Annotated in this window: 26 protein-coding genes; 12 read left to right on the top strand and 14 right to left on the bottom strand. The window is 75.5% G+C overall.

What is annotated here, in order from left to right; all coding sequences use genetic code 11:
* Positions 1-77: 77 nt before the first annotated feature.
* The 3 genes from ACPC54_RS12215 to ACPC54_RS12205 form a co-directional block, all read right to left on the bottom strand.
* Positions 78-251, bottom strand: coding sequence for a hypothetical protein (locus ACPC54_RS12215; protein WP_498964029.1), 174 nt, complete (start codon positions 249-251; stop codon positions 78-80).
* Between the two features lie 134 nt (positions 252-385).
* Entirely contained in the window at positions 386-2,743 is a 2,358-nt protein-coding gene (locus ACPC54_RS12210) for a tetratricopeptide repeat protein (RefSeq protein WP_498964027.1), read from the bottom strand.
* A 98-nt stretch (positions 2,744-2,841) separates the two neighbouring features.
* A complete protein-coding gene (locus ACPC54_RS12205) occupies positions 2,842-4,827 on the bottom strand; it encodes an ATP-binding protein (protein WP_498964025.1) in 1,986 nt (661 codons plus the stop codon).
* Positions 4,828-5,073: 246 nt separating this feature from the next.
* On the opposite strand from ACPC54_RS12205, the gene ACPC54_RS12200 reads away from it, so the two are divergent.
* Complete coding sequence (locus tag ACPC54_RS12200) at positions 5,074-5,382, top strand: hypothetical protein (RefSeq protein ID WP_498964023.1); 309 nt, start codon at positions 5,074-5,076, stop codon at positions 5,380-5,382.
* 107 nt (positions 5,383-5,489) lie between these two features.
* Here ACPC54_RS12200 and ACPC54_RS12195 read toward each other — a convergent pair whose 3' ends face one another.
* Positions 5,490-6,656, bottom strand: coding sequence for a TetR/AcrR family transcriptional regulator (locus ACPC54_RS12195; RefSeq protein ID WP_498964021.1), 1,167 nt, complete (start codon positions 6,654-6,656; stop codon positions 5,490-5,492).
* 213 nt (positions 6,657-6,869) lie between these two features.
* Between ACPC54_RS12195 and ACPC54_RS12190 the strand changes: the two genes are divergently transcribed.
* Positions 6,870-8,027: an acyl-CoA dehydrogenase family protein gene (locus ACPC54_RS12190; RefSeq protein ID WP_498964019.1), complete on the top strand. Its 1,158-nt coding sequence runs from the start codon at positions 6,870-6,872 to the stop codon at positions 8,025-8,027.
* Positions 8,028-8,070: 43 nt separating this feature from the next.
* Here ACPC54_RS12190 and ACPC54_RS12185 read toward each other — a convergent pair whose 3' ends face one another.
* Entirely contained in the window at positions 8,071-8,337 is a 267-nt protein-coding gene (locus ACPC54_RS12185; protein ID WP_498964017.1) for a hypothetical protein, read from the bottom strand.
* 132 nt (positions 8,338-8,469) lie between these two features.
* On the opposite strand from ACPC54_RS12185, the gene ACPC54_RS12180 reads away from it, so the two are divergent.
* Positions 8,470-8,787 carry a cupin domain-containing protein gene (locus ACPC54_RS12180; protein ID WP_498964015.1) on the top strand — a complete coding sequence of 106 codons (318 nt, stop codon included), beginning with the start codon at positions 8,470-8,472 and terminating at the stop codon, positions 8,785-8,787.
* A gap of 29 nt (positions 8,788-8,816) precedes the next feature.
* Here the strand turns inward: ACPC54_RS12180 and ACPC54_RS12175 are convergent, their stop codons facing one another.
* Positions 8,817-9,407: a TetR/AcrR family transcriptional regulator gene (locus tag ACPC54_RS12175; RefSeq protein WP_498964013.1), complete on the bottom strand. Its 591-nt coding sequence runs from the start codon at positions 9,405-9,407 to the stop codon at positions 8,817-8,819.
* Between the two features lie 110 nt (positions 9,408-9,517).
* On the opposite strand from ACPC54_RS12175, the gene ACPC54_RS12170 reads away from it, so the two are divergent.
* The 5 genes from ACPC54_RS12170 to ACPC54_RS12150 all read left to right on the top strand — a co-directional run bounded on the left by ACPC54_RS12170 (position 9,518) and on the right by ACPC54_RS12150 (position 13,602).
* Positions 9,518-11,074, top strand: coding sequence for an MFS transporter (locus ACPC54_RS12170; protein WP_498964011.1), 1,557 nt, complete (start codon positions 9,518-9,520; stop codon positions 11,072-11,074).
* 209 nt (positions 11,075-11,283) lie between these two features.
* Positions 11,284-11,919 (top strand): class I SAM-dependent methyltransferase, encoded by a 636-nt coding sequence (locus tag ACPC54_RS12165; protein ID WP_498964009.1) that lies wholly within the window; start codon positions 11,284-11,286, stop codon positions 11,917-11,919.
* A 113-nt stretch (positions 11,920-12,032) separates the two neighbouring features.
* Positions 12,033-12,602: a methyltransferase family protein gene (locus ACPC54_RS12160; protein WP_498964007.1), complete on the top strand. Its 570-nt coding sequence runs from the start codon at positions 12,033-12,035 to the stop codon at positions 12,600-12,602.
* A gap of 194 nt (positions 12,603-12,796) precedes the next feature.
* The gene (gene tatA, locus ACPC54_RS12155; protein WP_498964005.1) at positions 12,797-13,078 is read left to right on the top strand and encodes a Sec-independent protein translocase subunit TatA; all 282 of its coding nucleotides are present in this window, start codon (positions 12,797-12,799) and stop codon (positions 13,076-13,078) included.
* A 167-nt stretch (positions 13,079-13,245) separates the two neighbouring features.
* Complete coding sequence (locus ACPC54_RS12150) at positions 13,246-13,602, top strand: hypothetical protein (RefSeq protein WP_498964003.1); 357 nt, start codon at positions 13,246-13,248, stop codon at positions 13,600-13,602.
* On the opposite strand, the gene ACPC54_RS12145 is transcribed toward ACPC54_RS12150, so the two are convergent.
* From ACPC54_RS12145 to ACPC54_RS12135, 3 genes are all read right to left on the bottom strand, one after another.
* The gene (locus tag ACPC54_RS12145; RefSeq protein WP_498964001.1) at positions 13,527-15,101 is read right to left on the bottom strand and encodes a protein kinase domain-containing protein; all 1,575 of its coding nucleotides are present in this window, start codon (positions 15,099-15,101) and stop codon (positions 13,527-13,529) included. The genes ACPC54_RS12150 and ACPC54_RS12145 overlap by 76 nt on opposite strands.
* 419 nt (positions 15,102-15,520) lie before the next feature.
* Positions 15,521-16,582 (bottom strand): hypothetical protein, encoded by a 1,062-nt coding sequence (locus ACPC54_RS12140; protein WP_498963999.1) that lies wholly within the window; start codon positions 16,580-16,582, stop codon positions 15,521-15,523.
* A complete protein-coding gene (locus tag ACPC54_RS12135; protein ID WP_498963997.1) occupies positions 16,579-17,409 on the bottom strand; it encodes an RNA polymerase sigma factor in 831 nt (276 codons plus the stop codon). Before ACPC54_RS12135 ends, ACPC54_RS12140 begins: the two co-directional genes overlap by 4 nt.
* A gap of 261 nt (positions 17,410-17,670) precedes the next feature.
* On the opposite strand from ACPC54_RS12135, the gene ACPC54_RS12130 reads away from it, so the two are divergent.
* From ACPC54_RS12130 to ACPC54_RS12120, 3 genes are all read left to right on the top strand, one after another.
* On the top strand, positions 17,671-18,393 hold the full coding sequence (locus ACPC54_RS12130) for a VC0807 family protein (protein WP_498963995.1): 723 nt from the start codon (positions 17,671-17,673) through the stop codon (positions 18,391-18,393).
* Positions 18,394-18,554: 161 nt separating this feature from the next.
* Positions 18,555-19,295, top strand: coding sequence for a tyrosine-protein phosphatase (locus ACPC54_RS12125; protein ID WP_498963993.1), 741 nt, complete (start codon positions 18,555-18,557; stop codon positions 19,293-19,295).
* 98 nt (positions 19,296-19,393) lie between these two features.
* Positions 19,394-20,158 carry a Clp protease N-terminal domain-containing protein gene (locus ACPC54_RS12120; RefSeq protein ID WP_498963991.1) on the top strand — a complete coding sequence of 255 codons (765 nt, stop codon included), beginning with the start codon at positions 19,394-19,396 and terminating at the stop codon, positions 20,156-20,158.
* Positions 20,159-20,234: 76 nt separating this feature from the next.
* Here ACPC54_RS12120 and ACPC54_RS12115 read toward each other — a convergent pair whose 3' ends face one another.
* Both ACPC54_RS12115 and ACPC54_RS12110 read right to left on the bottom strand, forming a co-directional pair.
* Entirely contained in the window at positions 20,235-20,732 is a 498-nt protein-coding gene (locus ACPC54_RS12115; protein WP_498963990.1) for an NUDIX domain-containing protein, read from the bottom strand.
* A 93-nt stretch (positions 20,733-20,825) separates the two neighbouring features.
* Positions 20,826-21,263, bottom strand: a complete 438-nt coding sequence (locus ACPC54_RS12110) for an SRPBCC family protein (RefSeq protein ID WP_498963988.1) — start codon at positions 21,261-21,263, stop codon at positions 20,826-20,828.
* A gap of 183 nt (positions 21,264-21,446) precedes the next feature.
* Between ACPC54_RS12110 and ACPC54_RS12105 the strand changes: the two genes are divergently transcribed.
* Entirely contained in the window at positions 21,447-21,803 is a 357-nt protein-coding gene (locus tag ACPC54_RS12105) for an STAS domain-containing protein (RefSeq protein ID WP_498963986.1), read from the top strand.
* Here the strand turns inward: ACPC54_RS12105 and ACPC54_RS12100 are convergent.
* The 3 genes from ACPC54_RS12100 to ACPC54_RS12090 all read right to left on the bottom strand — a co-directional run bounded on the left by ACPC54_RS12100 (position 21,711) and on the right by ACPC54_RS12090 (position 23,599).
* Positions 21,711-22,688: a sigma-70 family RNA polymerase sigma factor gene (locus ACPC54_RS12100; RefSeq protein WP_498963984.1), complete on the bottom strand. Its 978-nt coding sequence runs from the start codon at positions 22,686-22,688 to the stop codon at positions 21,711-21,713. The genes ACPC54_RS12105 and ACPC54_RS12100 overlap by 93 nt on opposite strands.
* 209 nt (positions 22,689-22,897) lie before the next feature.
* Complete coding sequence (locus ACPC54_RS12095) at positions 22,898-23,170, bottom strand: hypothetical protein (protein WP_498963982.1); 273 nt, start codon at positions 23,168-23,170, stop codon at positions 22,898-22,900.
* A gap of 162 nt (positions 23,171-23,332) precedes the next feature.
* Positions 23,333-23,599, bottom strand: a complete 267-nt coding sequence (locus ACPC54_RS12090) for a UBP-type zinc finger domain-containing protein (RefSeq protein ID WP_498963980.1) — start codon at positions 23,597-23,599, stop codon at positions 23,333-23,335.
* Positions 23,600-23,630: the final 31 nt, after the last annotated feature.

The following is a 23,630-nucleotide window of genomic DNA, read 5'->3' as shown; positions in this document are numbered from 1 at the left end:
ATCGCTGATGACACCTTGCCTGATCGAACTGCTCGGCGCACATGTCCGGGGTGTCGGGTGGGCGGCCCGGCGGGCGCCTACCCGGCGCGGTGGTGCTCCCGCACGGCCGTGGACGGCCTGCCGGAACGGCGGGCCCGCAGCAGTTCGAACGCCACCGGGACCACCGAGAGCAGCACGATGGCGATCAGGATGGCCTCGATGTTGTCCCGGACGAAGACGATCTGCCCCAGGAAGTAGCCGAGCACCGTCACGCCGGCGCCCCAGAGCAGCCCGCGGACGCTCCTGGAGGTCGAGGCTCGGCAATGCGAAGGTAAAGCATTGACAAAGACTCGTCCGCGACCGGAAAGGTTCCCCGGCCGCCACCCGGGGGCCGGGGAACCGCGGCTCAGAGCCCGTAGCGCTCGACGATTCCCTCGTGCCGGGCGGTGTCCGCGCCGGCCGCCCTGGCCAGGTCCAGCCAGGCGAGCGGGTGCGGCCAGTCGCCGGTGAGCCGGTGCAGCAGCGCGTCGGCCTCGGCGGCCGAGGCGGTCGGCGGGACCCCGACCGCCGCGTACAGGCCGGGCAGCGTCCCGTCCTCGTCCGCCGGGTCGGTGATCCGGTACTGCTCGCCGCTGTACGCCCAGACCGCGTAGCCCGCCCGGTCCAGCTCCTCGCGCAGGGCGGCCCACGCCTCCTCGCCGGGCCGGCCGCCGTCGATCCAGTAGGTGGTGAAGCCGGCCGGGTCGAGCAGGGTCAGCACCTCGAACACCGGGCGCCAGCCCTCCCGCTCCTCCTCCGGGGCGTCCTCGGCCGGGTACGGCTCCAGCAGCGCCGGGGCGAACACCACCACGTCGCCGTGGTTGAGCGTCAGGTCGTCGCCGAGCACCGGCAGGACCCGGGCGGTGGCCGGGCCGGTGCGCACGGCCGGGAGGTCGGCCGTCGCGCCGTTGGTGCGGGTGGCGCGGACGGTGACCAGCTGCCATTCCTCGTCCACCGGGCCCGCCGGCTCGTCGAACTCGATGCCGATCCGGGCGCCGGTGGAGCGGACCACGGCCCAGTCCCGGTTGGCGGTCGCGGCGGTGATCAGGTGCCAGAGATCGGGCTCCTGGACGGTGCGGTGCAGTGCGTCCTCGCCGGCGCCCTCGGCGGGCACGGCGTGCTCCAGCAGCTCCTGGTAGAGCCGCTGCGCGGTGACGTGGTCGCCCAGCGCGGTGGCCGCGGAGGCGGCCAGCCGGCGGGTGTTGATCCGGCTGCCGTCCAGCGCCAGGATCGCGCCGCACTGCTCCAGCACCTCGGCCCAGCGGCCCTCGGCGGCGGCCCAGCGGGCCCGTATCCAGTGCGCCTCGGCCGGGCTGGTCGCGGCCAGCCGGTCGGCGAGGCGGCGCAGGCCCTCGGTGTCCCCGGCCTCGATCAGGACCTGGCCGAGCGTGCCGGTCAGGTGCTCGTTGCCCGGGTCGGCGTCCAGCCGCCGCCACAGCACGTCGGCGGCGGCCCGGGCGTGGCCCAGGCCGCCCAGCACGACGGCCAGCACCCCGGCCAGTTCGGAGGCGCCGGCCTGCTCACCCCGGTACCGGTCCAGGGCGACGGAGAGCAGGTCGGCGCCGGTCTCGTAGGGCACCCCGGCCTCGGCCAGGTACGCCATCAGCTCGTCGGCCGGCACCGGCAGCTCCGGCACCGGCAGCGCCTCGGCGGCCGCCCGCAGCGCGGCGACCTCCTCGGCCACGCCCTCGGTGCGGACCAGCTGGGCGAGCTTGCGCTCGCCCGTCCCGGCCAGCGTCAGCGCCACCGTGCGGGCCCCGCGGGCGACGGCCAGCCGGCCGGCCGCCAGCAGCAGGTCCACGCACGGGCGGTGCGAGCCGGTGCCGTCCAGATAGCCGACCCAGCCGGCCAGCACCGCGCCCAGCTCGGCGTCGTTCTCGACGGCGCCGGCCGCGATCAGCAGCTCGACCGTGCGCGTCCAGACCGGCCGCAGGTCGGCGTGCCGCTCCGCCTCCGCCCGCTCGGGCAGCAGCGCCATCGCCTCCTCGGTGCGGCCGAGCGAGGCCAGCGCGCGGGCCCGGAGCAGGGCGCCCCAGCGGGTGTCGCTCTCGTCCGGCTCGTGGCCGCGGGCGCGCTCGGCCCGCTCGGCCGTGTCGAGCAGGTCGAGCACCTCCTGGTGCCGGCCGAGCAGGTGGAGCGTGCCGGCCCGGGCGTGCTGGAAGTGCAGCGAGAGCCGCTCGCCGGCGGCCTGGATGCGGGCGGCGGCGGTGTCGAGGTGGCTGAGCGCGTCGGCCGGGCGGCCGTCGTCCTCCAGCGCGTCGGAGTACTCGCGGGACAGGCAGTCGAAGCAGGCCCGGCCGGGCTCGATCCGGGCCAGCGTCTCGCCCAGCACCTCCAGCCGCTGCGGCACGTAGCCGGGGCCGTCCACCCGGGCGTGGCAGATCGCGAAGTCCTGCACCACGCAGACCGACTGCGGGCAGCCGACGGTCTCCTCCCGGTGCGCGAACTCCAGCAGGTCGACCGCCTCGGGCAGCGCCTGCTCGCCCTGGTGGCGCTTGTTCAGCAGGTTCTGCATCCGCCAGTGCCGCAGGTAGACCTCGACCCAGGGCAGGCCGAGCGCCCGGGCGGCGGCCACCGCCTCCGGGTAGACCGCGTCGAGCTGGTCGTCGCGGCCCTCGTTGGCGTGGCCGGGGAGCGCGTACATGGCCTCGGCCAGCCGGTGGTGGCCGGCCTCGGACAGCTGCCGGTGCGCGTCGTGGACCCAGGCCCAGATGTCGGTGGTCATGTCGTCTCCCCCTGCATGGTGCTGATGAGTGGTCTACCAGGGCCCACTGACAATCCGTCCCGGCCCGGCCGCTGCACCCGGGGCGGCCGGGCCGGCCGTCACGGCCCCTCCGGCAGCGCGCCCGGGCTGTCCGGGACCTCCGCCAGGCCGGCCGGGACGGCGGCGGTGAGTGCCGAGACGGCCGTGCCGACGCCGGACAGCGCGGCGGTCAGGTCGCCGCCGCTCGAACCGGCCGGCCCGGCCGCGGCCATGATCACCTTGACCGAGCGGAGCAGCCCGGCCGCCGTCGCGCTGCCGGTGTGCCCGGCGCGGTAGGCGGCGAGCAGGTCGCGCACCGCCGGGCAGTCCAGGTTGAGGTACAGCCGGGCCCGGACCTCGCCGTCGGTGCGGGCGGTGAAGGCGCGGGCCAGCCGCAGCGCGGCGGACGGGATCCGGGCGTCGGCCCGGTCGTCCTCGATCCGGGCCTTGAGCTCGGCCTCGCGGTCCGGCACCAGCACCAGCGGCAGCCCCGGCGGGTCGAACCGGGCCGGGACGAGCCGCTCGCCCCGGTCGGTGAGGGCGCCGGCCAGCCAGGCCGTCTCCTCGGCCGGCAGCGGGCGCTCCGGGTCGCGGAACAGCGCGCGGTCGCCGTGCTCGCTGCCCAGCTCGACCAGCCGGCAGCCGCGCAGTTGCGCGTAGCGGCGCAGGAACGGCAGGACGGCGTAGCGGTCGCCGCGGGCGACCGGCACCCGCATCGCGCGGTACAGCATCTCCTCGAAGCCGCCGCCGCTGCCGAGCGCGACGTGCACCACTCCTCCCCCGGCCGCCCGGAGCGCACCCGCGGTGAGGTCGCCCTGCGAGGTGGGCACCGGGACGTCGTCGGCGAGCAGGGTGAACAGCCGGTCGTCGCAGAGCGCGGCGCCGAGCAGGTCCTGGCCGTGCCGGGTGAGGATGCGGCGCCAGGCGGCGGGCCGCAGCCGGGCCGTCTCGTACAGGCCGTCCACGACGGCGTCGGCGAGGGCGCGCTGGAGCGCGCGGTAGTGGCCGTCGCGCTGCAGGTCCTCGCGGCTGGCGGTGGGGGTGAGCCGGTCGGACTCGACCACGCCGCCGATGAACCCGGCCCAGCCGGGCAGCAGGTCGCGGGCGTCCTCGGCGAGCAGCATGCCGCGCAGGTAGACGGCGAGGTCGCGGTTGTCGCTGCTGCCGTAGGTGCCGCCGTCCTGGACCCAGAGCAGGCCGACCGCGTCGGTGGCGCCCTCGGCGGCCCCCTCCGGCCGGACGGGCCGCAGCGGGAAGGCGGTGAGCGGTTCGAAGCGGCGGCCGAAGGCGGTGGCGAAGCGCATCCGGGCCTCGTACGAGTCCCCCTCGGCGGGGCGGCGCGAAGCGTCCGCGGCAGGGGTGGCGGCGGGCGACGGGTGGGCCTGGCGCCAGGGCACCGGGACGTCGTTGACGGGCTGCTCGTCGTCGCCGACGTGCACCGGTATCGGCAGCAGCACGCAGTACCGGCTGAGGACCTCGCGCAGCGCGTGCTCGTCGGCGAGGTGGCCGTGCTCGGGCTTGAGGGCGAGCTCGACGACGGTGCCCGGCCGCGGCCGGGCCGGCACCGGCTCGACCCGGTACTGCTCGCCGCCGCGGCTGCGGTAGCGGTGGCCGAGGTGCGGCTCGCGGTGCGAGGTGGTGGTGACGGTGACCTCGTCGGCGACCGAGAAGGCGGACAGGAAGCCGAGGCCGAAGGCGCCGATCAGCTTCTGGTCGCCGGTCAGTTCGCGCAGCATCCGGGTGTAGCCGGTGCCGACGGTGGCGAGGTAGGCGTGGATCTCGGGCTCAGTGAGGCCGGCACCGGTGTCCTCGACGGAGACCGTCCGGCGGGCGCCGTCCGCGCGCACCCGGATCACCGGGCGGCTGTCGTCGGCGAGGGTGCCGTCCGGGTCCTCCAGGAACCGGCGGGTGTGCGAATCGTGCGCGTTCTGGACGAGTTCGCGCAGGGCGACCAGCGGGGTGGAGTAGAGGTGGGTGGCGAGGACGTTGACCAGACCGCCGAGGTCGACCTCGGTCGTGCGCAGATCGTCGGCGCGGGCGGGCTCGGACGGGGCACCTTCAGACATGGGTCCCCAGTGTGCCAGTGCGACTATCCGGCGACCATTTCTTTCTTCCTTGCCGTTCCGGGGTTTCTGACGGATCGTGGTCAATCGAGAATTGACCCGTCCCCCACCATCGGGGGAAATACCACCCGTTCGGTGGAGTTCGTCCGCGGCCGTGGTGAATGCTGGACGTGCGACGTCAGGCCACGGCGCCACGGAGCGGCCACTCCGGATCGCGCCACATTCGCATCCCACCTCAGGGAGACCACCGTGTCCCGTATCCGCGCAGCCGCCGCCGTCACCGCCCTCGGGGCCTTCCTCCTGGTCGGCGTCGGCGCCGCCACCGCGCACGCCGACAACGGCGCCGGCGCGGTCGACCACTCCAACAGCAACGTGGTCAGCAACGTCGGCTCCGGCAACATCCTCGGCACCGCCAACGGCAACGTGGTCAACACCCAGCAGACCGCGACCGGTTCGGGAGCGAGCAACCAGAACAACGGGCTCGCGGTGGCCGGGAACTCCGGCAACGTCGGCGCCCTGCAGGGCAACGTCGACGCCCGGGTGTACTACCCGCACTAGGCACGTCCGCACCGGGCGCCCCTGCCGGGGCAGCGCCCACGCCCCCCGGGCGCTGCCCCGGGCCCGGCCGCTCCACGCCGGTGGAGCGGCCGGGCCCGTTCCCGGGCTCAGGCCAGTCCGAGCACGGCCCGGCCGAGCCGCCGCAGGCAGTCGCCGAGGTCCGGCCGTGTGCTGTGCGGGCGGTTCCGCACCCCGTCGTTGACCAGCGCGAACAACGCGTGCACCCGGATCCGGGCGGCCACCGCGTCGTCCTCCGGGCGGACCTCGCGCAGCAGTCCGACCCAGGTGCGCAGGAAGTCCCGCCGGAAGTCGACGGCGGCGCGGCGGTCCGGCGGGGCCAGCCGCTCGGTCTCGCTGAGCATCGCGCCCAGGTAGTCCCCGTTGCGCAGCGCGAAGCCGACGTACCCGCGCAGCCCGGCCGCCAGCGCCCGCTCGGGGCCCGCGGCGGCCGCGATCGCGCCGTCCACCTCGTGCCAGAGCCGCTCGCGGCTGCGCACCAGCGAGGCGGCGAGCAGTTGGGCCTTGCTGTCGAAGTGCCGGTACACGCTGGGGCCGGAGATGCCCACGGCGGCGCCGAGCTGGTCGGTGCTGACGTTGTCGAAGCCGCGCTGGTGGAACAGCCGGACGGCGGCCGCGAGCAGTTCCTCACGGCGGGCCCGGGGCACGGGTGCCGCGGTGCAGTCCGGCGCGGTGTCGTCCGGCGCGGTGTCGTCCGGCGCGGTCCCGGCCAGGGAGACCGCGAGGACGGCCGCGACCAGCTCGCGCAGCAGGGCCTCGGCCCGCCGGGGCTGCGGCGCGGCCGACTGGTAGGACAGCCCGGCGCAGGCCGAGAGCGCCGACCAGCAGAGCAACTCGGCGTCCGCCGTCCCCAGTTCGGCCCGCTCGGCGCGCAGCACGGCGGCCATCAGCGCGACGTCGGCCCGCAGTTCGCGGCGCAGCGCCGCCCGCCGGGCCGGCGGCAGCAGCCGGGCGTCGCGCTGCACCAGGGTGCCGAGCGGCCGGTGCGCGATCGCGACGGCGGCCAGCGCGGCGCCGAGGTCGGCGGTGCTGCGGGCCCCGCGCAGCCCGTCCGCGAGGGCGTCCAGGCCCACCCGGAGGGAACGTTCGAGGAGTTCGGGCTTGCCCCGGAAGTGCCGGTAGAGGGCGGGCGCGGTGATGCCGACCCCGGCGGCGACCTCGGTCATCGAGACCTGGTGGTAGCCGCTGCGGTGGAAGCGGTCGGCGGCGACGGCGAGGATCTGGGCGCGTCGCCCGGGCGGGCGTCGGACCACCACGGCGCGCCCTCCCTCCTGCCGTCCGACCGGGTGTCGACGGAAGGCTAGCAAGGATTCACTTACCCGCGCCCCCGCCCGGCGGCCACCGGGGTGCCGATGGCCGGACGACCCTGGACAGCCGAAGCTACCCGGGATTAACTTGTGAGGCCATCACCTGGCCCGTTCCGCCCCCAGCCGGCCCGCTCGGCCGGCTCCGCCGAAGGGAGCGCCACCGTGCGCCGCACCGTGTTCACCGAGGACCACGAGGCCTTCCGGGAGACCATCCGGGACTTCGTCGCGAACGAGGTCGTCCCGGTCTACGAGAGCTGGGAGACCGAGGGCCACCCGCCGCGCGACTTCTACCGGAAGCTCGGCGCGCTCGGCGTCTACGGCATCGAGGTGCCGGAGGAGTACGGCGGCGCGGGCGAGAGCGGGTTCAAGTACCAGGCGGTGATCGCCGAGGAGACCGCCCGGGCGGGCGTGACCTTCGGCTCCTCCGGCGTGCACACCGGGCTGGTGCTGCCCTACCTGCTGGAGTACGCGAACGAGGAGCAGAAGCGGCGCTGGCTGCCGGGCTTCGTCTCGGGCGACCTGATGACCGCGATCGCGATGACCGAGCCGGGCACCGGCTCCGACCTGGCCGGCATCGCCACCACCGCCCGGCTCTCCGAGGACGGCACGCACTACGTCCTGAACGGCGCCAAGACCTTCATCACCGGCGGCGTGCTGGCCGACCTGGTGCTGGTGGTCTGCCGCACCTCCCCGTACGACCCGGAGAACCGCCGGGCCGGGCTGTCCATCCTGTGCGTGGACACCACCTCGCCCGGCTACACGGTCGGCCGCAAGCTGAAGAAGATCGGCCTGCGGACCTCCGACACCGCCGAGCTGGCGTTCGCCGACGTCAGGGTCCCGGTGGAGAACCTGCTCGGCGAGGAGGGGCGGGCCTTCTCCTACCTGACCCACAACCTGGTGCAGGAGCGGCTCGCGATCGCGGTGAGCGCGTACGCGGCGTCGGCCGCGGCGGTGCGGTTCGCGCTGCAGTACGTCAAGGACCGCCGGGTGTTCGGCAAGGCCGTCGCCGAGTTCCAGAACACCAAGTTCACGCTGGCCGACTGCGAGGCCCAGGTGGTGGCGCAGCAGTCGATGGTGGACCGCGCCCTGGAGCTGTACCAGCACGGCGGGTTGACCGTGGCGGACGCGGCGGCGGCGAAGCTGTTCTGCACCGAGTCGGCGTCCACCGTGATCGACAAGTGCCTGCAGCTGCACGGCGGTTACGGCTACATCCTGGAGTACCCGATCGCCCGGCTCTACACCGACAACCGGGTGTTCCGGATCTACGGCGGCACCAGCGAGGTCATGCGGAGCATCATCGCCAAGTCGCTGGGGCTGTAGGGCCGGACGGCGGATCCACGCGGACGGCCGGGTGGCGGCGGGCTCAGTTGGGTGAACCGTGCTCGGCCCGCCAGGCCTCCCAGCCGGCCGTCGAGGCCACCCGCGCCTCGTGCAGCGCCCGCTGGGCCACGGCCGTGGGCCGGTTCTCCAGGCCGCGCATCCAGTCGCGTCCGGCCATGGCCAGCGCCGCGCACACCATCGTCGCCCCGGCCGCGCCGAGCAGCGAGCCGATGCCGGTGAGCACCGCGCCGCCGGCGAGCAGCGAGCGGTTGACCCGGAACCCGCTGAAGACACTCTCGTTGGTCGCCATGCCTCCACGATGCGGGCAGTCGGCGAGGGCCGCACCTCGGGCCCGTCCCCGAGGTGCGCCGCACCGGCCCGTCCGCGAACCTGGGCACACGGGGGGCGGGTCCTGCGCACACGGGTGGGTGAGGAGGCGGCGATGGCGGATCTCGAACAGCTCGCCGTGGAGCACGCCGCCCTGGCGGCCGAGAGCCCGCACGGGCGCAGCGCCCACCTGGTGCTGCACGACGGCGTGCTGCGGCAGACCGTGATCGCGCTGACCGCCGGCACCGCGCTCGACGAACACAACCCGCCGTCCGCGGGCAGCGTCCAGGTGCTGCGCGGCCGGGTCTCGCTGACCATCGCCGGCCGCCGGCTGGAACTGCCCGCCGGGCGGCTGCAGCCCGTCCCGCAGGAGCGGCACGGGCTACTGGCGCACGTCGACTCGGTGGTGCTGCTGACCGCCGTCACGGTCTGAGCGACGGCACGGCCCGGGCACCGGCGCCGTCAGAACGCGGCGGACCCCAGCACGCTGCCGCCGACCAGCCGCAGGCCGCGCAGGAACTCCCGCCCGCTCGGCGCCAGTTCGGGCGCGGCCAGCCACAGGGCCACGTACCCGGCCAGCTGGATCTGGTAGAAGCTGCCGCGGGCGAGCTCCTCCTCGGTGTCCGGCACCTCGGGCAGCCCCTGGAACAGCGCCGCGAGGCCGAGCCGGCCCTCCTTCTGCGCCTCGGCGAACGCGGCCGCCAGCTCGGGCTCGTGCCCGGCCTGCGCGAGCGCCTCGAACTGGGCCGCCCAGAGGCCCCGGTGCTCGGCGAAGACGGTCTTGAGGCCTTCCCAGGCCGCGACGAAGCGCTCCTCCGGGTCGTCGGAGGTCTGATTGGCGGCGACGACGACCTCGCCCATGCCCTGGCCGAGCTCGCCGATCGCCTCGATCATCGCGGCGTTGAGCAGCGCGTCCTTCGAGCCGAAGTGGTAGCCGATCGCGGCCAGGCTGACGCCCGAGGCGGTCGCGATGTCGCGGGCCGTGGTGCGTCCGTAGCCCTTCTCGTACAGGCAGCGCTTGGCGCCGGCCATCAGGTCTTCGCGGTTTCCCATGGCTCCGATCCTACGACCCCCCTGAACGCTCGTCTTGGACGAACGTCTTGCACGAGCGATTTACACATACGTACTAGACAAGCGTCTGACACGTGCGTACCGTCTTCCTCATGACCGCCACCCCCGGCCGCGCCGGCCGCCGCGAATGGATCGGCCTCGCCGTCCTCCTGCTCCCCACCCTCGTCCTCGCCATGGACATGGGCGTGCTGTTCTTCGCCGTCCCGTACATCTCCACGACGCTCGCCCCCAGCGGCACCCAGCAGCTGTGGATCATGGACATGTACTCGTTCCTGCTGGCCGGGCTGCTCATCACCATGGGCGCCCTCGGCGACCGGATCGGCCGCCGCCGACTGCTGATGGTCGGCGCCGCCGGCTTCATCGGCGCCTCGCTGCTCGCCGCCTGGTCGGGCAGCGCGGAGCAGCTGATCGCCGCCCGGGCCCTGCTCGGCGCCGCCGGGGCCACCGTGATGCCCTCGACCCTCGCGCTGATCCGCACCATGTTCGACGACCCCAAGCAGCGGCAGATCGCCCTCGGCGCCTGGGGCGGCATGCTCACCTCCGGCGCCACCCTCGGACCGGTCGCCGGCGGCCTGCTGCTCGACCACTACTGGTGGGGCTCCGCGTTCCTGCTCGCCGTCCCCGTGATGGCCCTGGTGCTGCTCGGCGCGCCCTTCCTGCTCCCCGAGCACCGCACCCCCGCCCGCGGCGGCCGCTTCGACCTGCTCGGCGCCGCGCTCTCGCTCGCCGCGATCCTGCCGGTCGTCTACGGCATCAAGACCCTCGCCGTGGACGGCTGGAGCCCGCTGCCCGCGGCCGCCCTCGCCGCCGGACTCGTCCTCGCCGGCGCCTTCTACCTGCGCCAGCGCACCGCCGCGAACCCGCTCATCGACCTGGGCCTGTTCCGCATCCGCACCTTCAGCGGGGCGATCGGCGTCAACACCCTCGCGATGTTCGCGATGATGGGCTTCGCCCTCTTCACCTCGCAGTACCTGCAGCTGGTCAAGGGCATGAGCCCGTTCACCGCCTCGCTCTGGTCCCTGGTGCCGAGCGTCGGCGTCGGCGCGGCGATCGGGGTCGGCTCCGCGCTGGCCGGCAAGGTCCGCCCGGCGGTGCTGATGGGCGGCGGCTTCCTGGTCGGCGCGACGGGCTTCGCGATGATGACCGCGGTCGGCCCGCACTCGCCGCTGGCGCTCATCCTCACCGCGGCCGGCGTGCTCGCCGCCGGGACGGTCGGCACCATGACGATGACCGCCGAGATGGTCGTCACCGCCGCCCCCGCCGAGCAGGCCGGCGCCGCCTCGGCCACCTCCGAGACCGCCGTGGAACTCGGCAGCTCCCTCGGCATCGCCCTGCTCGGCGCGGCCGGCGCGGCGGTCTACCGCCACCGGCTCGACGGCGGCCTCCCGGCGGGCGTCGGCGGCGAAGCCGCCCGCACCGCCCAGGACACCCTCGGCGGCGCGGTGAGCACCGCGGCCCGGCTGCCCGGGCGGCTCGGTGCCGACCTGCTGGAGGCCGCCCGCGGTGCCTTCACCGCTGGACTGCACGTGGCCGCCGTGGTCGGCCTGGTCTTCGCCCTCGGCGCCGCCCTGCTGGCCTACCGCCTGCTCGGCCACCTCCCCGCCGCCACCCCGGCCGCCGAGGCCGAGCCGGAGACCGTCACCGCCTGACCCGACCCGGCCCCGATCCGCGCGCGTCATCCAGAGCCCCCGGCCACCCGGCCGGGGGCTCCGTGCCGTTCCGAGGGTCGGAGGCGCGACAGGTGTGCCCCTGGCCGAGTGGCCGCCGCAGTCGGGTCCGGCCGTGCTGATCGCCGAGTATCGCGACCGTCTCCTCCGGGCAGCTGCCGCGGCCGCGCGGCACGTGCCAGGGTGGGGGTATGACGGCGAATCACGGGCGGGTGCGCGGGAGTTACGACGCGGTGGCGGAGGAGTACCTGGGGCGGATCGGGGGTGAGCTGGCGTACAAGCCGCTGGACCGGGCGCTGTTGGCGGCCGTGGTGGAGGAGGCGGCCGGCGGGGTGGTGGCGGACCTCGGGTGCGGGCCGGGGCACGTGGCCGGGTGGCTGAGCGGGCAGGGCGCCGAGGTGGTGGGGATCGACCTGTCGCCGCGGATGGTCGAGCTGGCCCGGCGCGAGCACCCGAAGACCGGGTTCCGCACCGGCGACCTGCTGGCGCTGCCCGCCGCGGACGGCGAGTTCGCGGCGGCGGTGGCGCTGTACTCGGTGATCCACCTGGAGCCGGGCGAACTGGCCCCCGCCTTCGCCGAGATGCACCGGGTGCTGCGGCCGGGCGGGGTGCTGCTGGTCTCCTTCCACCTGGGCACCGAGGTGAAGCGGCTGGAGGAGTGGTGGGGCCACCGGGTGGACGTGGCCTTCCACCACCTGGAGACCGGCGCGGTGGCCGACCTCCTCGCCGGCGCGGGCTTCACCGTGGAGGCCCGGCTGGAGCGGGAGGGGCTGCCGCAGGAGGCCCCGACCCGGCGCGGCTACCTGCTGGCCCGGCGCCCGGCCTGACCGTCCGTCCACCCGGGGGTGGACCCGTCGCGCTCCACCCCCGGGTGCGTGTGCCCGCGCCCGCGCGGGAGGACCGTGGGGGGTACCTGCCCCCGAGCGTCAGGAGCCGCACCATGCCCCTACCGACTCTGTTCTCCGTCCTGGGCATCCTCTGCTGGGCCGGCTACGAGCTGCTGCTGCGCCGCCGGGAGGACTCCGCCGCGGGCAGCTGGCACGCGGACGGGCGCGACCGCGGCTCCACCCGTCTGCTGTTCGCCGGCTACGGCGTGGCGGTGCTGGCCGTGGTGGTGTGCGCCCGGGCCTCGATCGGCGGGCTGCCCGCGGGGGCGCGCTGGTCCGGGGTCGCGCTGATCGCCGCCGGGCTGGCGCTGCGGGCCTGGGGCATGACCACCCTGGGCCGGTACTACACCCGCACCCTGCGCACCGTGGACACCCAGCGGGTGGTCCGCTCCGGCCCGTACCGGCTGGTCCGGCACCCGGGCTACAGCGGCAGCCTGCTGGTCTGGGCCGGCTACGCGCTGGGCACGGCCGGCTGGGCGGCGGCGCTGGTGGTGCTGGCGGTGCTGCTCGCCGCGTACGGCTGGCGGATCGCCGCCGAGGAGCGGCTGCTGCTGGCGGCCTTCGGGTCCGAGTACCGGGAGTACCGGCGGGTGTCGAAGCGACTGGTTCCGTTCGTCTACTGATCGGACCTGCGGCGACGCGCCGGGGAGCCCGGCGGGCCGGACCGGTCCCGCCCCGGGAACGGTCCGCGCGGCACCTGGTTTTCAGCCAGCGTTTCCCGGCCGGTGTATCCGTTCTTCGGTAAGGACAGGCATACTGGCCAGCACGGGCGCTAGCCCTACCGTGACTCTAGACAAGAAGGGACCGGTGGCCAGGGATGCTGCGGAACGGTCTTGAGCCCTGGCACATCTTCGTGGTGCTGGCGGTCGTAGTGCTGCTGTTCGGTTCGAAGAAGCTGCCGGAGATGGCCCGCGGGCTCGGCAAGTCCATGCGCATCCTGAAGGCGGAGACCAAGGCGATGCGCGAGGACGACTCCCCCGCCGACGCCGGCACCGCCCAGAGCACGGCCGCGCCGCAGCAGCCGGCCGCCGACCGCCCGGCCGTCACGCCGACCAACGTGACCAAGGCCACCGAGGCGAAGCACACCGAGACCGCCTGAGTCTCGCCACGTTCCCTGGAAGCCCCCGGCACCGCCGGGGGCTTCCGGCGTTCCCGCCGCTCTCCCCGCGGCCCCCGGCCCGCGCCTCCTCACCCGGCGTCCGACTCGCCGTCCGATCTGATCCGTTGTCTCCTGGTACGCACCCACCGGAGGAACGGAGCCGCGGCATGCCGACCGACGAGCCGGGCGGCCCGCCGCCCGACGAACTGGCCGCCCTGCGGGCCCGGCTGAGCGCCGTCGAGGCCCGGACCGGCCCGGCCGGCCGTCACCCCGGGCGCACCGTCCTCGCCACCGTGCTGATCCTGCCGGCCTGCCTGCTGACCCCGCTGGGCGCCTGGATCAGCGGCGGCGGGCGCTGGGCGCGGGCGGTCCGGGGCGGCCGGCCTGAACCGTCCACCGGCCGGCCCGGGTTGTCCACAGGCCTGTGGACAACCCGGCCGAGTGGCGGTCAGTCGTCCTGGAAGTCGCCGGCGGTGTGCAGCGTCGCGTATAGCGCGGACAGCCGGGCGTTCCAGTTGGCGTAGGTGGGGACGTCGATGGCGTGCTTCTTGCCCAGGTCCTTGATCACCTTCTGGGCGCCCTTCAACTGCTGGGCGGCATCGTCCGGATTGCCCTCGTTGAGGCGGGCGGCGGTGTCGTCGAGGATCCTCAGCAGGTCCAGCTGGCGGTCCCGCTCCTTGGTGATCTGCGTCTGCGCCACGGCCTGGCGGAAGGACTGGAGCTGCAGGGCCGCCGGCTGGTTGCGCGGGACGGCCTGGGTGGGGGCCGCGCCCGCCGGGGCGGACGGCGTGGCGGCCGGCGCGGCGGGGGCCGAGGTCCCGGCCGCGGCGGCGGACGGGCCGGGCGTGCGGGCGGCGGTGGTCGCGGGCGGCGGGGTGGCGGCGGCGTTCCCGGCCGGCTCGTCGAAGGCGGTGAGCGCCAGCGCGGTGACCCCGGCCAGCCCGGCCACGCCCAGCGCCCCGATCAGCAGCGGCTTGCGGCGGCGGCCCGGCGCGGGCGGCGCGGCCGTGGCCGGCCCGGTCGGCGGCAGGGTCGGGACCGGCGCCATCACCGAGGTGGCGGCCGCGGGCTGGGGCGGCAGCAGGGTGGTGTGCTGCTGGTCCGGGTTCGACCCCAGCGGGGGCTGCGGCGGGGCCACCGGCGCGAGCAGCTGGGTCGGCGCGGCGGTCGTCGAGAGCAGCTCGGCGGTCGGGTCGCCGACCATCAACCCCGGCACGGTGGACAGGAGTTCGGTGCGGGCCGCGGCGGCGTCGGCGGGGCGGTCGGCCGGGTTCTTGGCGAGCAGCCGCAGCACCGCGGCGTCCAGCGCGGGCGGCAGGCCCGGGCGCCGGAAGGACGGCGGCGCCGGCTGCTCGCTGACGTGCTTGAAGGCGATCGCGACCGGCGTCTCGGCGGTGAACGGGGTCTCGCCGGTGAGCATCTCGGTCAGCACGCAGCCGACCGCGTAGAGGTCGGTGCGGCCGTCCAGGGCGGCGGCGGTGGCCTGCTCGGGCGAGAGGTAGGCGGCGGTGCCGAGCACGCTGGCGGTCTGGGTGAGGTTGCTGGAGGAGCCGGCCCGGGCGATGCCGAAGTCGACGACCTTCACCCCGCCGTCGTCGGTGATCATGATGTTGCCGGGCTTGATGTCCCGGTGCACCAGCCCGGCCGCGTGCGCGACCGCCAGCGCCTCGCAGACCGCGGCCGCGATGCCCACGGCGCGCTCCACCGGCAGGACCGGCTGCTCGTGCAGCACGGCGGCCAGCGAACGGCCGTGGACCAGCTCCATGACGATGAACGGGGTGCCCTGGTCCACGCCCGAGTCGAAGACCATGACGATCCTCGGGTGCACCAGCATCGCCGCGTGCTGCGCCTCGCGGCTGAACCGCTCGGCGAAGCGGGGGTCGTCGGCGAGGCCGCCGTTGAGGACCTTGACGGCCACCTGGCGGCCGAGCACGCGGTCGACGGCGCGCCACACGGTGGCCATGCCGCCGACGCCGAGTATCTCGACGAGTTCGTAACGCCCGTTCAGCGCCCGACCGATCACCTGGAGCTCCCCTCACGTGCCCTGCCCGGGATTCGGGCCGCCTCGTGCACCTGTGCACGATAGCGGCCCCGCCGGGTGGCACCCCCCGAGGAGGGGAGGCGGTCGGGGGACCGGGCAGCGGTCCCCCGGCCGCCGGCACGGGGGGTGTGCGGCCCGCCCTGACTGCGGGAGGGCGGGCCGCACGTTCCGGGCCGGCCGGGCCGGCGGCGCGTCCGGGGGGGTGCGCCTGCCGGTCCGGCCGGGGCCGGCCGGGTGGACGGCCGGCACGGGGGAGCCGACCGGCCACCCGGGGTCTTCGGGTGGTCCTGCGCACTCGCGTGCGGCAGGTACTGCGGGTGGTGCGGTACTGCGGGTGGCGCGGTCCGGATGGGCGGCGAGCCCGGGGGGATTCGCCCGCCGCCCATCCGGAGTTCTAGGAGTTACCTCGGGGCGCTCCGGTCCTGTGGATCGTCCGACTTGCCCGGCCGGAGGGTCGGGCCGCCGGACAGGGCCGGCGCGGTCGCGCCGCCGTGGCCGCCGGGCTTGGTGTCGGAGCCGCCGTTGGCGTTGCCGCCGACCGTGGTGCCGCCGACCGTGGTGCCGCTGCCGCCGTTCTGGGCGCCCTGCCCGCTGCCGCCCTTGCCGGCCCCGGAGTCCTGGCCCGAGCCGGATCCCGAGCCGGTCCGGCCGGGGTCGCGGGGCTGGTCGGTCGCGCCCTGACGGTCGCCCTGGCCGGCCTTGTCGGGCGCCTTGGCGCAGTACTCGGCGACCTTGTCGGCGCCGCCCGCCTCCGTGACCAGCTGCGCGAACAGTGGGTCGGCGGCCAGCTGCAGCGGGTGCTCGCCCTTGGCCGTCCGCTCCACGAACCCCCGGCAGAGGTCCGCGAGCGGGCCGGCGGCCGGACGGCCCCCGCCGTGCCCGTCCGCCGAGGGCGAGCCGGGGTGCGTTCCGGCGGACGGAACGGCCGCCTGCGGTCCGGCGGCGGGGGACGCGCCGGACGGGCGGCCGGACGAGCCGGTGCCGCCGGCGGGCGAGGAGGCGGTGCCGCCGGCGGGCGAGGAGGCGGAGCCGGACGCGCCGTCCGTACCGAGGGTGTGAGCCGGCTCCGGCGAGTCACCGCCCAGGACCGGCAGGTTGCCCGTCCCGGCGGCGACCGCGACCCCGCACAGCACAGTGGCACCGAGCACGGCGGCAGCAGCCTTCGTGCTGAAGGCCCTGGCCAGTGTGGCGGTCGCCATCGATCGTCTCCGGACGGGTGCGGTCATTACGGGGCGGGACGCGAGACGGGCCTCCCGGAACGCGGCCAGCGCGGCCTCCTCCCCGGCCAGTTCACCGGCCGTCGCGGGAGCGGCGGCCGCGGCCAGCACCCGGGCGAGCTGCCCGGGACCGCCGTCCGGTCCGGTGAGCGAGGCGCCCTGCCCGGCCGACGGGTCTCCCATGGCACCGCCGAGCAGCTGCTCGGCGGTATCACGGTCGATCCGACGGGGTCGGTTGGTGCTCATCTCATGTCCTTCAGCGTCGCGGCCCGGTGTTCCGTCACACCTTGCGGAGAACTTTTTCTCGCGGATTTCCGCGCGGGGCTCCCGGAGCCGTCGCGCCCGGGCTCCGCGGCCGCCCCCGGCGTGGGGTCCGCGCCCGTCCGGGCGGCCGGGACACCGGCGCCGGCACCGGTCTGGCCGAGCAGCTTGGCCAGCCGTTTCAGGCCCCGGTGGGCGGCCATCCGGACGGTGCCGGCCCGCTTGCCGAGCACCCGGGCGGCGCTCTCGGCGTCGAGCTCCATCACCACCCGCAGCAGGACGGCCTCGGCCTGGTCCTGCGGCAGCCGGGAGATCAGCGCCAGCGCGTCGGAGGTGCCGACCGAGGCCAGCGCGCTGCCCGCGGTGTCGTCCCCGGCGGCCAGCTCGGACAGGTACTCGAAGGGCAGGTCCGCGACCGGTCTGCGGCGCCGGGCCCGCAGGTGGTCCAGGGCACGGTGCCGGGCGACGGTGGCGGCCCAGCCGCGGAAGCCGTCGCCGTCGCCGGAGAAGCTGTGCAGGTCGCGGGCGATCTGCAGCCAGGCCTCGGAGGCGATGTCCTCGGCGTCCTGGGCGTCCTCCGGGCGGCCGCCGACCAGCACCCGCAGATAGCGCAGCAGGCCCGGCTGGACGCTCCGGAAGAGCAGCCGGAACGCCTCCTCGTCCCCGGCCTGGGCGGCCTGGACGGCCTCGGTCAGCTCGGCTGCGGTGGCGGCCCGGCCCGGTGGCGGGTCGTCGGGGGGTACCGGTCCGGACCGGCCGAGCGGGCCGCCGGCCCCCGCTCCTGGGAGTTCTGCACTCTGCACCCGCCACATGATGCGCCATCCGGGCGAACGGGTCGGCCCCGGCCGAAGGACCGACCGGCGACGGCGGGCCGCCCCCGGGGCCAGGGCGCCCCGGCCGCCTCCGCCGGCGAGCGGGAAACCGCAGGTCAGCGGCGGTGTCACGGGCCGGACCATGACAGCTGTCACGCGGAACGGGCAACGGACGGCACTGCCCCGGACCGGGGGCCGCCGAGAAGACTGGCGGCACGACGCGGGCAGCGGCCCGCGGCAGCCAGTCGGGGAGGAACCACCGTGAGCCAGACCGTCACCACCGCAGCCGCCGCTCCCGCCACCGCCCCCGTGGCGGGCGCCGGGGCACCGAACCCGATCGCCGCCGGGCTGCGGCCGCTGGCCCTCGACGTCGCCGCGCCACTGGCGGGCTACTACCTGCTGCACTCGGTCTGCGGCCTGAGCGAGTTCGCCGCGCTGGCCTGGAGCAGCGTCGTTCCGGCCGGGCGGACGGCGCTCGGCCTGCTGACGGAACGCCGGCTCAACCTGTGGTCCTCGCTGATGCTGGCGGTGAACCTGGCCGGGCTGGCACTGACCCTGGTCAGCGGCGACGCCCGGATGATGATCGCCAAGGACGGCCTGCTGAGCGGCACCGTGGCGCTGGCGATCCTGGTCTCGGCGCTGATCGGCCGCCCGGTGATGACCCCGATGCTGATGCCCTTCGTGACCAAGGGCCGGCGGGACCGCGCCGCCGCCTGGCAGCGGCTGGCCGAGGGCCGGGCGGCCGGCTCCCGGGCCTTCCGCCGCCACGAGCGGGTGTTCGCCGGGATCTGGGGCACCGCGCTGCTGGCCGAGTGCGCGGCCCGGGTGGTCGGCGCCTTCACCCTGCCGGTGGCCACCATGGCCTGGCTGTCCACCGTGTTCCTGGTCGGCGCGATCGTGGCCGGCTCGATGCTCGGGCAGATCGCCGTCGAGCCGATCGAGAAGCTGGTCCGGGACGAGGTCGAGGCCCCGACCGCCCGCTGAGCGGGCGGCCCGGCCGCCCCCGATCGGACGGCCACGGAGTTCCGTGAACGGACGGTTCCGCCAGGTCGAACGGGATGGAACCACAGGAACCATCCACCCCGCTCGGGAGTCGTTCATAACAAGGGGGTAACGGGACCCCCGGCTGAGGAAACGGGGACCCCATGATTCGGACGAGCACGCTCACCACCACCGAGGACCGCACCCTCGTCTGGGACGGCTGCCTGAACGTCCGGGACCTGGGCGGACTGCCCACCACGGCCGGCCGGCCCACCGCCCGGGGCGCGATCGTCCGGGCGGACAACCTGGACCGCCTCACCGCCGAGGGCCGGGAGGCCTTGGTGGAGCACGGCGTCCGCACCGTCGTCGACCTGCGCGACGCCGCCGAGCACAAGCCGTTGCTGCCGCTCCCCGACAGCGTCGAGCTGGTCCGCGTCCCGCTGGACGAGCTGGCCGGCCCCGCCTGGTGGGAGGCCCACAGCCACCTGGACGGCACCCCGCTCGCCTTCCGCCCCTACCTGGAGCACTGCCCGCACGCCGCCGCCGCGCTGGTCTCCGCGATCGCCGCGGCCCGCCCCGGCGGGCTGGTGGTGCACTGCGGCGCCGGCCGCGACCGCACCGGCCTGGCCGCCGCCCTGCTGCTCGCCCTGGCCGGCGTCGACCGGGACGCGATCGTCGAGGACTACCTGCTGAGCGAGCCGAACGTCCGCCCGCTGTACACGATGCTCGGCCTGCGGGACCCGTACCGCCGGATCGACGCGGCGCTCACCGAGGCCGGCACCACCGCCGGGGCGGCCCTGGGCGCGGCCCTGGACGGCTTCGACCCGGCCCGCTACCTGCTCGCCGCCGGGAACACGCCCGCCGAGCTCGCGGCCGTCCGGGCGCGACTGCTGCCGGACGCGTAAGGCCCGCGGGAGCGCGGCCCGGGAGGCCCGCGGGACTACCCGCCAGTAACGTCAACCGATGGTTGACGATCCTCGGATCGACAACCTACGGTTGACGCATGGAGAATCCCGTCGTTCCCTCCGCCACTCCGCTGCGCCTCGACGACCTGATCGCCGCGATCAAGACGGTCCACGCCGACGCGCTCGACCAGCTGTCCGACGCGGTCATCGCCGCCGACCACCTCGGCGAACTCGCCGACCACCTGATCGGCCACTTCGTCGACCAGGCCCGCCGCTCCGGCGCCTCCTGGACCGACATCGGCCGCAGCATGGGCGTCACCAAGCAGGCCGCCCAGAAGCGCTTCGTCCCCAAGGCCCCGGGCACCCCGAACGACCTGGACCCCAGCCAGGGCTTCAGCCGCTTCACCCCCCGGGCCCGCAACGTCGTCATGGCCTCCCAGGAGGAGGCCCGGGCCGCCGGCAACGCCGAGATCACCGCCGAGCACCTGGTGCTCGGCCTGTTCGCCGAACCGGAGGGCATCGCGGTCAAGGCCCTCGCCGCCCAGGGTGTCAGCCCGGAGGTGGTCCGGACGGCCGTCGCCGCGACCCTGCCGGCCGCGGCCGAGACCGTGCCCGGGCTCATCCCGTACGACGCGCGCGGGAAGAAGGCGCTGGAGCTGACCTTCCGCGAGGCGCTCCGGCTCGGGCACAACTACATCGGCACCGAGCACATCCTGCTCGCGCTGCTGGAACTGGAGAACGGCGACGGCGTGCTGACCGGGCTGAAGGTCGACAAGGCCGAGGCCGAGACCTTCGTCGCCGAGGCCATCGCCGCCATCGTCGCCGCCACCCAGGGCGGCGACCAGGACGGCGACCGGTCGTAGCCCCGGACGCGGCCGGCCCAGGGCGGGAACCTCCGCCCGGGGCCGGTCACGTCGCTCGCGTCGCCGCCGTCGCCGCTCAGAAACCGGACACGTGGGTGGTGACGATCCGCACCCGGCCGTCCGCCTCCGCCTCCAGCGCGGCGCGCAGCCGGGCCGAGCGGGCCGGGCCGAGCAGCCGCAGCGCCTCGTCGGTGCCGGCCCAGCGGTACGCGTCCAGTTCACCGGCCGGGACGGTCACGGGGGTGCCGTCCGGGACGGTGCCGAACGCGAACAGGAGGTGCTGGGCGGGGTGGTCGAGTTCGGAGGAGGGGTGGGTCCAGGAGATCGCCAGCAGCTCGCCGGCCTGCTGGACGATGCCGGTCTCCTCCTCCAACTCCCGCACGGCGCACTCGACCGGGCCCTCGCCGCGGTCGATCGTCCCGCCCGGGAACTGCCAGTGCTCGCGGTAGCCGGCCTTCACGATCAGGATCCGGCCGGACTCGTCCCGCAGCAGGCAGCCGGCCGCCGCGTAGATCCGGGGCAGCGACGCCAGCCATTCCTCACGGGACTTCAGGGGCTCGGGCTCGACCGTCACGGCGGACCTCCTGGGGCGGGGCGGGTACAGGTGACCCCAACCCTGCCACCGGGCACGGCCGGTCGGCCGCACCCGGGGTGCGGTCCGGCCCGGTCAGCGCTGGACCGACAGGTGCTCCACCAGGCGGTCGAAGCTGGAGTTCATGCCCGCCTCGGCCTCCGGACCGAGGAACATCGCGGGCACGTCGGTCTGGTGCAGGACGACCTCGGTGCGGCCGTCGCCGAGGTCCCTGAAGGCCAGGCTGGAGCTCATGCCGACGCCCTCCTCCCGGATGACGAGCAGCTCGCCGGGGACGAACCCGGTGATCGTGCTGCGCAGCGGGAAGGTGTCGCCGGTCGCGTCGACGGTCATCGTGCTGTCGTAACGGCCGCCCAGCTTCGGCTCGATGGTCACCGTGTCCAGCTCCACGTGGGTGCCGACCGGGCCCCAGAAGCGGACGAACTGCTCGGGCTCGACGTAGGCGCGGAACACCGCGTCCGGGCCGGCCGGCAGCTCGCGGGTGATGGTCAGCTCGCCCAGGTTCTCGGTCATGTGGTGTCCGTTCCTCGCTCGGGTGCGGCGCCCTCGGTGGTGCGCTCTCACAGGGGTAGACCGGGTGTCCGGTCGAAACTCATCGCTCCGCGCGGATCTTTTTTTCCGGGCTGGTTCCAGGCCGATCCCGGGCCGATTCCGCCGGGAGCGATGAGCCCGGGCCGCGCGGACGGTCCACACCGCATGGACCTCGACCGCGACACCGCGACCGCCCCCGTGCTCACCTGCGACCTGGGCGCCCTCACCGCCCCCGACCTGGCCGTCGTCGACGCGCTCGCCCGGCTGCGGCTGGCCGCCGGGCGGCACGGCGTGCGCGTGGTGCTGCTGAACGCGGACGGGCCGCTGCGCGAACTGCTCGCGTTCAGCGGGCTCGCGGCGCTGCTGCCGGGCGCGGCCGACCCGTCCGCGCTGGCGCCGCTGGTCGGCGCCCGGCCGCCCGGTGCCCGGCTACTCCGCGTCCAGCCGGGGCGGGAGGCCGAACAGCGGGAAGAGCACGTCGGTGTCGAGGAAGTTGGTGAGCCCGGTGATCCGGCCCCCTGACACCTCCGGCACGATCAGCGCCCACGGCTCGTGCCCGCCCGCCGGGCTCGGCCGGTACTGGCCGAACGCCGGGCCGCCGTTGGCCGTCACCGGCACCAGCCGCGAGCCCCGGCAGCCGTGGCCCGGGCCCAGCATCCACGCCTGGATCTCGCCCAGACCGCGCAGCCACATCGAGAACGGCGGCATGTTGAGCGTGACGTCCTCGTGCAGCAGCGCCGCCAGGCCGTCCATGTCGTACGCCTCGAAGGCCGTGACGTAGCGGTCCAGCAGGGCGCGGTGGTCGGCGTCCAGCGGCTGCGGGGTCCGCACCGCCGAGTCGTCGGCGGCCAGCACGGCCCGGGCCCGCTGCAGCGCGCTGTTGACCGAGGCCACCGTGACGCCGAGCAGCTCGGCCGCCTCGGCCGCCCTCCAGCCGAGCACCTCGCGCAGGATCAGCACCGCCCGCTGCCGGGGCGCCAGACGCTGCAGCGCCGCGACGAAGGCCAGCTTCACCGACTCGCGCTGCGCCGCCACCTCGGCCGGGTCCCCCGTCTCGGGGAGCACCCGGCCGTCCGGCGCGGGGCCGATCCAGGTGACCTCGGGCAGCTGGTCACCGCTCGCCGTGGCCACCGTCACCGGACCGGCCAGGTCCATCGGGCGGGCCCGGTTGTTGCGGCCGTTCAACGCGTCCAGGCAGACGTTGGTGGCGATCCGGTACAGCCAGGAGCGCAGCGCGGCGCGGCCCTCGAAGCCCTGGTAGCCGCGCCAGGCGCGGACCATCGTCTCCTGCACCGCGTCCTCGGCCTCGAAGACCGAGCCGAGCATGCGGTAGCAGTAGCCCGTCAACTCGGTGCGGTGCCGCTCGATCCGGACCTCGACCGGCTCCTCCGCGATCACATCGGCCATGGTGCGCCCCCAACGTCCTGCCGTGCCCTGTGCCTGCGCCGACCACCGGGCCCTGTCCCGATGATCGCGACGAACCTAGCGGACACCTCCGACAGTCGCCCCGACCGTCCCGTTCCGCCGGCCCGCCCCGGGGCCCGAGCGCGCGTCAGGGGCGGGTCCGGACGTTCCGGCACCCGCCCCCGGGAGGGAATCCCCGGACGACGCGGCACTCAGTGCGCCGAGTGCTTCTCCGCGCCGCGGTGCCGGTGTCCCTTGAGCTCGGCGTGCATTGCCGGGGCGGACTGCATCGCCGCGGTCGCCGCGTCGCGCCCGCCGTGGCGGAAGGCGCCGCCGGAGCCGTACCCGGCAGTGGCGGAGGACATGGACCCGGCCTGCGGCGTCGGCCCGAGCCGGGCGGGCGGGCTCGCCATGCCCCGGCGTTCCAGCAGCTCCTGGGTGCCCTGGCGGAGCTTGGCGGTGCTGCCCGGTGATCGCTTGGTCATCATCGGCCTCCCTTCGACGGCCACCGGCCGGACGGATGTCGACCGGAGGGCCCGCACGGGCGTTATGTCCGGATTTTACCCGTCCTGCGGGCCCGTGCCACCGAGGAGCGGGCGGAGCCCGGTCCAGCCGGGGCGGGGCAGGTCACGGGCAGGCCGGGGCGGTCAGCCCATGACCTCGTGGACGAAGCACCAGCGCCAGTCCTCCCCCGGCTCGAACGAGCGGATCACCGGGTGCGAGGAATCGTGGAAGTGCGCGGTGGCGTGCCGCCGCGGCGAGAAGTCGCAGCAGCCGATGTGGCCGCAGTCCAGGCAGATCCGCAGGTGCACCCAGTCCCGGCGGCCCTCGGCCAGGCAGTCGGCGCAGCCGTCGACGGGCGGAAGCGGCGCGATCTCCCGGGGGGCCGCGGCGAGGTCTTCGCAGGCGCTCATGGTCGTCGAGGGTAGTGACGGCCCCGGCCGG

The sequence above is a fragment of the Kitasatospora sp. NPDC094028 genome (genome assembly GCF_049543595.1).
Classification (GTDB): domain Bacteria; phylum Actinomycetota; class Actinomycetes; order Streptomycetales; family Streptomycetaceae; genus Kitasatospora.
This window is presented reverse-complemented; position numbering and strand designations above follow the sequence as displayed.